General features: G+C 74.6%; 1 protein-coding gene and 1 pseudogene. Both read right to left on the bottom strand.

Annotation, left to right across the window (positions count from 1 at the left end):
• Positions 1-4,319, bottom strand: a pseudogene (locus ACIA79_RS33390) (type I polyketide synthase); the annotation flags it as partial.
• Positions 4,320-4,342: 23 nt separating this feature from the next.
• Positions 4,343-11,560 (bottom strand): SDR family NAD(P)-dependent oxidoreductase (locus ACIA79_RS33385; RefSeq protein WP_399432182.1); only part of this gene is annotated, 7,218 nt, incomplete at its 5' end.

Here is an 11,560-nt window from a genome sequence, read left to right as displayed (position 1 = left end):
CGCCGGCTCACCAGCACCAGATCCCGCACACCCCGCTCCACCAAGTGCCGAGCGACCAGCGCACCCAGACCACCCGTACCACCCGTGATCAGCACACGCTCATCCGCCGACCAGCCCCGCGGCGCACCCGCCGCAGCCCGGCCCAGACGCGGCGCGAACAACCGACCGTCCCGCACCGCCACCTGCGACTCGCCCGAACCGACCACCACACCCCAGTCGGCCCGCTCAGCCCCGGCCTCGACATCCACCAGGACGAACCGGCCCGGATGCTCCGACTGCGCACTGCGCACCAGACCCCACACCGCCGCCTGCGCGACGTCCGGAGCCTCACCGGCCACCGACACCGCACCACGCGTCAGGAACACCAGCCGCGCACCGGCCACCCGCTCATCCGCCAGCCACCGCTGCACCAGCTCCAGGGCCTGTGCCGCGGCCTCGCGCGCTGCGTCCGCCGGGGCCGTTGCCCCGTCCCCCGCGCCGATGGTGGCGACGACCGCCTCGGGGACCGTGGCGCCGTCGGCGAGTGCCCGCTCCCACGCGGCCAGGTCGGCGTAGTGGTTCTCCGTGCTCGTGTGACCCGCGCCGAGGAGCGCGATCCGGGGCGTCCCGGTCGCCGGGTCGGCCGTGACAACGGTCCAGTCGAGCCCGAAGAGGGCGTCGCGCCCGCCGGGCCGGCCTGTCTCCAGCCTCGCCTGCTCCACCGGACGCACGTCGATGGAGGCGACGGATACGACCGGGGTCCCGGTGTCGTCGACCGCGTCGAGCCGCAGCGAGGAGTCACCGGTGGCGACGGTGCGGACGTACAGCCTGGTGGTGCCGCGCTGCTCGATCCGGACGCCGGTCCAGCTGAACGGCATCTTGTGCCGGCCGGTGTCGCGGGCGGCCAGGAGGGCGGCGCCGCTCTGCAGCGCGGCGTCGAACAGTGCCGGGTGGATGCCGAACGCTCCGCCGTCGACGTCGTCGGGCAGGGCCACCTCGGCGTAGGTCTCGTCGCCGTCGCGCCACGCGGCGCGCACGCCGTGGAAGACGGGGCCGTAGTCGTAGCCGAGGTCGGCCAGATCGCAGTAGAGCTCGTCGACGGGAAGCGGCTCGGCGCCTTCCGGCGGCCAGGTGGCGGGCCACGGCATCGCGGCCCCGGCCTCGGCCTCGGTGGTGAGGAGGCCGCGCGCGTGGCAGGTGACGTCCCGCTCGGCGTCCTCGGCTCCGGTTTCGGGTCGTGAGTAGACCGCCACCTCGCGGCGGCCGTCGTCGCCGGCCTCGCCGACGGTGACCTGCAGCTGCCGTGTGACGCCGTCCTCCAGGAGGAGCGGCGCCTCCAGCACCAGCTCGGCGAGGACGGGGCTGCCGGCCCGGCGCCCCGCGGCGAGGGCCAGCTCGACCAGTCCGGTGCCCGGCACCACGATGGTGCCGAGCAGCCTGTGCTCGGCGGCCCACGGCTGGGTGTCGGTGGAGAGACGGCCGGTGAACAGCCACTCGTCGCGGTCGCCGACGGAGACGGCCGCCGCGAGCAGCGGGTGGTCGAGCCGCCCGAGTCCGGCCGCGGTCGCGTCCCGGCCACCGGTGTCCGGGGCCAGCCAGTACCGCTCGCGCTGGAACGCGTAGGTCGGCAGCTGGGTGCGCCGGGCTCCGGTGCCCGCGTAGAACGCCGCCCAGTCCACCCGTACGCCCGCGTTGTGCGCCTGCCCGAGGAAACCGGCGAAGGTCTCGGACTCGGAGTGGCGGGCGCGCAGCGCCGGTACGAACACGACGTCGTCCTCGTTCTCCAGGGACTGCCGTGCCATCGCGGTCAGCACCGCGTCGGGGCCCAGTTCCAGGAACCGGCGCACGCCCAGGGCCCACAGGGTCTGTACGCCGTCGGCGAAGCGCACGGCCTGCCGCACGTGCCGGACCCAGTACTGCGGGTCGGCCATTTCCTGGCCCACGGGCTTGCCGGTCTCGTTGGAGACGACGGGGATGCGCGGCTCGTGGAACTCCAGCTCCCGGGCCACCGCCTCGAACTCCGCCAGCATCGGTTCCATGCGCGGGGAGTGGAAGGCGTGCGAGACCCGCAGCCGCGTGGTCTTGCGGTCCTTCCACAGCGGCAGCCACTCCTCCACGGCGTCGGCGTCGCCGGAGACCACCACCGCACGCGGCCCGTTCACCGCCGCGATCTCCAGCCGGCCCTCGAACCCGGCGAGCGACTCCGCGACCTCGGTCTCACCGGCCTGGACGGCCACCATGGCGCCGCCCTCCGGCAGCGCGCCCATCAGCCGGCCGCGCGCCACCACCAGGGCGCACGCGTCCGGGAGCGACAGCACGCCGGCCACATGTGCCGCCGCCAGCTCGCCCACCGAATGCCCGATGAGGTAGTCGGGGCTCACGCCCAGCGACTCGACCAGCCGGAACAGCGCCACCTCGACGGCGAACAGCGCCACCTGGGTGTACTCCGTCGCGTCCAGCAGTGCGGCCTCGTCGGAGCCCTCCTCGGCGTCCAGCAGGCTCCGCACCGGACGGCCCACCCGCGGGTCGAGCTCCGCGCACACCTCGTCCAGGGCCTCGGCGAACCGCGGGAAGCGTGCCGCCAGTTCCGCGCCCATCCGCGCCCGCTGCGCACCCTGGCCGGTGAACAGCACCGCCGTCCTGCCGCCCGTCACGCGGCCTTCGGCCACGCCCGGTGCGGGCTCTCCCGCCGCGAGGGCCTCCAGCCCCGCCAGCAGCCGCTCGCGGTCGGACGCCACCACCGCCGCGCGGTGCTCCAGCTGCGCCCGCGACGTCGCCACGGTGAAGCCGACGTCGAGCAGCGGGATGCCGGGCCGCGCGGCGAGGTGCGTCCGCAGCCTGCCGGCCTGCGCCCGCAGTGCCGCTTCGTTGCGTCCGGAGACCAGCACCGGGAGCACGTCCACCGACCGGTTCGCCGTGCCGTCGGCCGGCGCCGCGTCCTCGGCCGCCGGCTGGTTCCCGGCGGGTGCCTCCCCGGCGGGGGCGTCGGCCGGTGCCTCCTCCAGGATGACGTGCGCGTTGGTGCCGCTGATCCCGAACGACGACACACCGGCGCGCCGCGGCCGTGCGGAGGCGGACCACTCCCGGGCCTCCGTCACCAGCTCGATCCGCCCGTCCTCCCAGTCGACGTGCGGCGACGGCTCGTCCACGTGCAGCGTGGCGGGGAGGACGCCGTGCCGCATCGCCTGCACCATCTTGATCACACCGGCGACGCCGGCCGCCGCCGAGGTGTGCCCGATGTTCGACTTGACCGACCCCAGCCAGAGGGGGCGGTTCCTCTCCTGCCCGTACGTCGCGAGCAGGGCGCGGGCCTCGATCGGGTCACCGAGCTGGGTCCCGGTGCCGTGGCCCTCCACGGCGTCGACCTCGGCGGGGCTCAGCCCGGAGCTCGCCAGGGCGTCCCGGATGACACGCTCCTGCGAGGGGCCGTTGGGCGCGGTGAGACCGTTGCTCGCACCGTCCTGGTTGACGGCCGAACCGCGCACCACGGCGAGGATCCTGTGGCCGTTGCGGCGCGCGTCGGAGAGCCGCTCCAGCACGAGCAGGCCGAGTCCGTCGGAGAAGCCGGTGCCGTCGGCGGACGCCGCGTACGCCTTGCAGCGCCCGTCCGGGGCCAGGCCACGCTGGCGGCTGAACTCGACGAACAGGAACGGCCCGGCGAGCACGGTGACACCGCCGACCAGCGCCAGCGAGCACTCACGGGAGCGCAGGGCCTGCGCGGCCAGGTGGATCGCCACGAGGGACGACGAGCACGCCGTGTCGATCGTGACGGCGGGTCCTTCCAGCCCCAGGCTGTAGGCGACCCGGCCCGACACCACGCTTCCCTGGGTGCCCGTCAGGCGGAACCCCTCCAGCTCCGGCAGCATCGTCCCGCCGTAGTCCGAGGTGACCGCGCCGGTGAACACACCGGTGTCGGATCCGCGCAGCGACGTCGGGTCGATGCCCGCGTCCTCGAACGCCTCCCAGGCCGCCTCCAGCATGAGCCGCTGGGAGGGGTCCATGGCGAGGGCCTCGCGGGGGCTGATGCCGAAGAAGTCCGCGTCGAAGTCGCCGACGCCCTTGACGAAGCCGCCCCTGCTGGTGGTCACGGTCCCGGGCTGGTCGGGGTCCTGGCCGTTCAGCCGCTCCAGGTCCCAGCCGCGGTCGGTGGGCAGGCCGGTGGTGGCGTCCCGGCCGGCCGCCACGAGTTCCCACAGCTCGTCCGGCGACGTCACGTCCCCGGGGTAGCGGCAGCTCATGCCGACGATCGCCAGCGGCTCGCTGTCGCGCTCCTCCAGCTCGCGCACGCGGTTGTTGGCCGTCCGCAGCTCCGTGGTCGCCTTCCGCAGGTAGCTGCGGAGCTTCTGGTCGTTCGTGTTCCCGTTCATGCGGATCCGAACTCCTTGTCGAGTAGGTCGAACACCTCGTCGTCGGACGCCACGTCCAGGTCCTCATCCGGCTCCGCGTCCACAGCGGACGGTTCTCCGCCCGTTCCGCTGAGCAGGGCCCGCAGGCGGTTGCTCAGATAGCGCAGGCGCGGTTCGAGGCCGGCCAGCGTGCGTTCGTCGTCCGCCACGGCGATCAGCAGGTCCTCGAGCCTGCGCAGTTCCTCGTCGAACGGCGACTGCCCGTCCTGGGCCCCGGCCCCGCCGAGCTCCTTGAGGAGCAGCCGCGCGACCTCGGCGGGGGTCGGGTGGTCGAACACGAGGGTGGCCGGCAGCTTCAGGCCGGTCTGCCGGGCGAGCCGGTTGCGCAGTTCGACCGCCGCCAGTGAGTCGAATCCGAGCAGCTTGAACGCCCGGTCCGGCTCGACCTCGGCCGCGGACGCGTTGCCGCGGACGGCCGCGACCTGCGCCTGCACCAGTTCCAGTACGACCTGTTCGCGCTCCGGCTCGGCCACTCCGGCGAGCCGCTGGGCCAGTGACCCGCCCGCCGGCCCGGACCGCCGTGCCGGTGCGCGGACCAGCCCGCGCAGCAGGGGCGGCAGCGTCCCGTCCCGCGCCTGGGAGCGCAGCACGGGCAGGTCCAGCCGCAGCGGCACCAGCAGGGCGGCGTCCGCTCCGAGGCTCCGGTCGAACAGCTCCAGGCCGAGTTCGGCGGAGAGCGCACCGATGCCGGTGCGCGCCATCCGGTCGAGATCCGCCTCGTCGAGGTCGCCGGTCATGCCGGTGGCACCGGCCCACAGGCCCCATGCCAGGGAGGTGGCGGGGAGGCCGGTCGCGCGCCGCTGGTGTGCCAGCGCGTCGAGGGCGGCGTTCGCGGCGGCGTAGTTGGCCTGGCCCGGGTTGCCGAGCTGGCCCGCGGCCGACGAGAACAGGACGAACGCGGACAGCTCCTGGCCCAGGGTCTGCTCGTGCAGGTTCCACGCCGCGTCGATCTTCGGACGCATCACCCGGTCGACGTGCTCCGTGGTGAGGGCCTCGACCACACCGTCGTCGAGTACGCCGGCGGAGTGCACGACCGCGGTCAGCGGCCGGTCCAGGGAGCCGAGCAGCTCCGCCAGCCGGTCCGGGTCGGCCGCGTCGCACGCCTCCACCCGTACCGTGGCGCCCAGTGCCTCCAGTTCGCCGACCAGGTGCTCCACACCGTCGGTGGCCCGGCCTCGGCGGCTCACCAGCAGCAGGTGCCTGGCGCCGTGGTGCGCGGCCAGGTGCCTGGCGAACCGGGCCCCCAGGCCGCTGGTGCCACCGGTGACCAGCACGGTGCCGTCGGGGTCGAGCGGTGCCGGGAGGGTGAACACGATCTTGCCGATGTTGTGGCCCTCGCGGAGGAACCGGAACGCTTCCCGGCCCCGGCGCACGTCCCAGGTGCGGATCGGCGACGGGGTGAGCACACCCCGGCCGAACAGCGCGGAGATGTCGGTCAGCATCTCCTGGATCCGCTCCGGCCCGGCTTCGATCATGTCGAAGGAGCGGTACCGGACGCCCGGGTTCTCGCGAGCGATCACCTCGGGGTCGCGGATGTCGGTCTTGCCCATCTCGATGAACCGGCCGCCCCGCGGGAGCAGCAGTTCCAGCGAGGTGTCGACGAACTCACCGGCGAGGGAGTTCAGCACCACGTCCACGCCGGCGCCGCCGGTGGCGTCCAGGAACGCCTGCCGGAAGTCCAGGTCGCGCGAGGACGCGATCCGCTCCTCCGGGACGCCCAGTGCCCGTACCGCGTCCCACTTGTGCGGACTCGCCGTCGCGAACACCTCCGCCCCGAGGTGGCGGGCCAGCTGTATGGCGGCCATGCCCACACCGCCGGCCGCCGCGTGCACCAGCAGCTGCTCGCCGGGCCGCAGTCCGGCCAGGTCGACCAGGCCGTAGTAGGCGGTCAGGTACACCACCGGCACCGCGGCGGCCTCCACGAACGACAGCCCCGGCGGCATCGGTACGACCGTGCGCCGGTCCGCCACGGCGACCGGTCCGAACGCGTCGGTGATCAGACCGAACACGCGGTCCCCGGGGGCCAGGTCGGTGACGTCCGCGCCGACTTCGAGCACGACGCCGGCGGCCTCGCTGCCGAGCGGGGCCTCCCCCGGGTACAGGCCCAGGGCGATCAGTACGTCGCGGAAGTTGAGGCCCGCCGCCCGGACGGCGACGCGCACTTCACCGGCGCCGAGGGACCGCATGCCGTCGGACGGAGCGATCGCCAGGTCCTCCAGCGAGCCGGCGCGGCCGACGGCCAGCCGCCACGCGCCGTCCACCGGCAGCGGGTCACCGGTACGCCCGAGCCGTGGCGCGAGCAGTCTGCCCGCCCGCACGGCGAGCTGCGGCTCGTCGAGAGCGAGCAGCGAACCCCAGTCGGGCTCGTCGCCGCCGTCGAGGTCCACCAGCAGGAACCTGCCGGGGTGCTCGGACTGGGCGCTGCGCACCAGGCCCCACGCGGGGGCCTGCGCCACGTCCGGCGACTCGTCGCCCACGGCGATGCCGCCGCGGGTCACCACGGCCAGCCGGGCCTCGCCGACCCACTCGCCGGCCAGCCACCGCTGCACCAGGGCCAGCGTGTCGGCGCCCACCGCACGGGCCGCCGCGGCCGGTTCGCCGGCCGGCGCCTCGATCACGGCGACGACCAGGTCGGGCGTCGGCGCGCCCTCGGACAGGGCCCGTTCCAGCGCCTCCAGGTCCGCGTGCTCGGTGCCGAGCCGTACGACCCGCGCCGGCGCCGGCGGCGCGGCCGTGACCTCGGCCCAGTCCACCTGGAGCAGCGTGTCTCCCGCGCCCTGCGCCCGGTCGAGCTGTCCGGGCTCCAGCGGGCGCAGCCCGAGGGCGTCGACCGCGGCGACCATCGCTCCGGCGTCGTCGGCGACGTCAACGCGCAGCGCGGAGCCCTCCGGCGTGATCCGCACCCGCACCCGGGTGGACCCGGTCCGCCCGAGCCGTACTCCGGACCAGGAGAACGGCAGGTCCACCGGTGTTCCGGCCTCCTTGGACAGCAGCGCGCCGTGGAGCGCGGCGTCGAACAGCGCGGGGTGCAGCGCGAACCCGCCGGCCGGGGTGTCGTCGGGCAGTGCGACCTCGGCGTAGACCGTGTCGCCGGCGTGCCAGGCCGCCCGGACGCCCTGGAACAGCGGCCCGTAGTCGAGGCCGATGTCCGCCAGCCGTTCGTAGAGCAGTCCGGCGGCCGCGGGCCGGGCGTCGGCGGGCGGCCACTGGGCCGGGAACGGCGACGGCGGTGCCGCGTCCGCGGCCAGCCATCCGCGGCCGTGGCAGGTGGTCTCGGGCTCCTCCTCCTCGTCGTCCCCGGGGCGGGAGTAGACCGCCACCTCACGGCGGCCGTCGTCCCCCGCGGAGCCGACGGTGACCTGTACGTGCCGGGTGACGCCGTCCGCCAGGAGCAGCGGCGCCTCCAGCACCAGTTCGTCCAGCACCGTGCAGCCCAGCTCGTGTCCGGCGGTCAGCACCATCTCGACGAGGGCGGTCCCCGGCACCAGGACGGTGCCGAACACCATGTGGTCCCGTGTCCAGGGGTGCGTCTCCTGGGACATCCGGCCGGTGAACACCCACTCGTCGCGGTCGCCGACCGGCACCGCCGCGGCGAGGACCGGGTGCGCCATCCGCGTCTGGCCGGCCGCCGTCACATCGCCGGCACGGGTGCCCGCGGTGAGCCAGAACCGCTCGCGCTGGAACGCGTACGTGGGCAGGGCCGTCCGGCGTCCCCCGGCGTGGAACGGCGACCAGTCGACCGCGACGCCCGCGACGTGGGCCTCGGCCAAGGAGGTCGCGAACCGCCGGAGACCGCCCTCGTCGCGGCGGAGCGAGCCGACCACGGTGACGCGGTCCGCCGCCCCGTGCGCGGCGGCACTCTCCTCCACGGCCATGGCCAGCACCGGGTGCGGCGACATCTCCAGGAAGCAGCCGGCGCCGTTGTCGATCAGTGCCCGCACGGCGGGCTCGAACCCGACCTGACCGCGCAGGTTGCCGTACCAGTAGGCGGCGTCCATGATCCCGGTGTCGATGAAGTCCCCGGTCACCGTCGAGTGGAGCGGCACCTGGCCGGACACCGGAGTGACCGGTGCGAGTACGTCGAGCAGTTCGGCCTCGATCGCCTCGACCTGCGCGGAGTGCGAGGCGTAGTCCACGTTCACCCGCCGCGCCCGGACACCGTCCCGCTCGCACCCCGCGACGATCTCGTCCAGCGCGGCGGGCTCCCCGGCGACCACCACCGCGGCCGGCCCGTTCACCGCCGCGAGCGACACCCTGCCCTCGTAGGGGACCAGAAGCTCCTCGGCCCGCTCCACCGGCAGCGCCACCGACACCATGCCACCGCGTCCCGCGAGGCGGTCCAGCACCAGCCGGCTGCGCAGCGCCACCACACGCGCACCGTCCTCCAGCGACAGCGCACCCGCCACCACCGCGGCGGCGATCTCACCCTGCGAGTGCCCCACCACGGCGGACGGCTCGACACCGTACGAACGCCACAGCGCGGCGAGCGACACCATCACCGCCCACAACGCGGGCTGCACCACATCGACCCGCTCCAGCGACGGCGCGCCCTCGACGCCCCGCAGCACGTCCTCCAGCGACCAGTCCACGAAGGCCGACAGCGCCACCGCGCACTCCGCCATCCGCTCGGCGAACACCGGGGAGGTGTCGAGGAGTTCGACGGCCATGCCCGCCCACTGCGCGCCCTGGCCCGGGAAGACGAAGACGGTCCTGCCGCCCACGACGCGGCCCTCGACCACGGCTGCCGACGGCTCCGCCGACGAGAGGTCGCCGAGACCGGTCAGCAGCGCGCCGCGGTCGGTGGCCACCACCACCGCGCGGTGCTCCAGCTGCGCTCGTGTCGTCGCCAACGAGTAGGCCATGTCCACGGTGGACAGCTCGGGGTGGGCGATCAGCTGGGCCCGCAGCCGGTCGGCCTGTGTCCGCAGCGCCGCCTCGCTCCTGGCGGACACCAGGACCGGCAGCACCGGCGGGGACACGGGTGCGGCGCCGTCCTCGGCCGTCACGGCCGGGGTCGGTACGGGTGCTTCCTCCACGATGACGTGCGCGTTGGTGCCGCTGATCCCGAAGGAGGACACACCGGCCCGCCGCGGGCGGTCCGACGCGGGCCACTCCTTGGCCTCCGTGAGCAGCTCCACCTGTCCCGCCGACCAGTTGACGTGCGGTGACGGCGCGTCCACGTGCAGGGTGCGCGGCAGCACACCGTGCCGCATCGCCATCACCATCTTGATCACACCGGCGACGCCGGCGGCCGCCTGCGTGTGCCCGATGTTGGACTTCAGCGATCCCAGCCACAGCGGGTCGGCCGCCCGCTCCTGGCCGTAGGTCGCCAGCAGGGCTTCCGCCTCGATCGGGTCGCCCAGCGGGGTGCCCGTGCCGTGGCCCTCGACCGCGTCCACCTCGGCCGGCGACAGCCCGGCGTTGGCAAGGGCCTGCCGGATGACACGCTCCTGCGAGGGGCCGTTGGGGGCGGTGAGGCCGTTGCTCGCACCGTCCTGGTTGACGGCCGAACCGCGCACCACGGCGAGGATCTCGTGGCCGTTGCGGCGCGCGTCGGAGAGGCGCTCCAGGACGAGCAGTCCGGAGCCCTCGCTCCAGCCGACACCGTTCGCGTGGGACCCGTACGCCTTGCACCGGCCGTCGGGGGCGAGACCGCGCTGGCGGCTGAACTCGACGAAGATGTTGGGCCGGGACAGCACGGTCACACCGCCGGCCAGGGCCAGCGAGCACTCCCCGGACCGCAGCGACGTGATCGCCTGGGCGATCGCCACCAGCGACGACGAACACGCGGTGTCGACCGCGATCGAGGGTCCCTCGAAACCGAAGGTGTAGCTGATGCGCCCGGAGGCGACACTCGCCGCGGACGAGATCATGAGGTAGCCCTCGATCTCGTCACGCCGGTCGCTCATCCCGGCCACGTGCTGGTAGTCCGCGTACATCAGCCCGCAGAACACACCGGTGTCGGAGCCGCGCAGCGACGTCGGGTCGATGCCCGCGTCCTCCATCGCCTCCCACGCGGTCTCCAGCAGCAGCCGCTGCTGCGGGTCCATGGCGAGGGCCTCGCGCGGGCTGATGCCGAAGAACTCCGCGTCGAAGTCGCCGACCCCCTCGACGAAGCCGCCCTGCCGCGTGTACGCGGTCCCCGGGTGATCGGGATCCGGGTCGAACAGCCCGTCCAGGTCCCAGCCGCGGTCGCCCGGGAACTCCGACACCGCGTCACGGCCCGACGCCACCAGCTCCCACAGCTGCTCCGGCGAGGTCACGCCGCCCGGGAACCGGCATCCCATGCCCACGATGGCCACCGGCTCGTCGTCCACCCGCCGGGGCTGCGCCACCGGGCGCCTTGCCTCGGCGACCGCGCCGGCTTCCCGGAGCAGCAGGCGTGCGACGGCCACCGGGTTCGGGTGGTCGAAGACCAGCGTCGCGGGCAGTCGCACGCCCGTGGCCTGGGTGAGGTTGTTGCGCAGGTCGACCGCGGTCAGCGAGTCGAAGCCGAGGTCCTTGAAGGCCCGCTCCGGATCGATGGCCGAGGCCGACGCGTGGCCGAGGGCGGCCGCGACCTGCCCGGCCACCAGGTCCAGCACGACGCGTTCCCGGTCGGCCTCGGCGACGCCGGCGAGGCGCTGCGCGAGCGATCCGCCCCTGTCGACGCGGCGGGGTGCCGGGGCGAGGCCGTGCAGCGGGGCGGGCAGCAGTCCGGTGCGTGCCTGCGCCCGCAGGGCCGCCAGGTCGAACCTCACCGGTGCCAGCAGCGCGGTGTCCTGCCCGAGCGCGTGGTCGAAGAGTTCCAGCGCCTCGGCGGCGGGGAGGGCACCGATGCCCATCCGCGCCAGCCGGGCGAGATCCGCCTCGCGGAGCTCGCCTTCCATGCCGCGTCCGTCGGCCCACAGGCCCCACGCGAGGGAGGTGGCGGGCAGTCCTCCGGCGCGGCGCCCGGCCGCGAGCGCGTCCAGTGCGGCGTTGGCAGCGGCGTAGTTGGCCTGCCCGGGGGTGCCGATCAGTGCGGACACCGAGGAGAACAGCACGAACGCCGACAGATCCATACCCGCCGTCAGCTCGTGCAGATGCAGCGCCGCGTCGACCTTCGGCCGCATCACCCGCTCCACCTGCTCCGCCGACAGCGACTCCACCACACCGTCGTCCAGCACACCCGCCGCATGCACCACACCCGTCAG

The organism is Streptomyces sp. NPDC051310, from assembly GCF_044455245.1.
Classification (GTDB): domain Bacteria; phylum Actinomycetota; class Actinomycetes; order Streptomycetales; family Streptomycetaceae; genus Streptomyces.
Note: the sequence above shows the minus strand (reverse complement) of the source record. Positions and strands in the feature narration are given on the sequence as shown.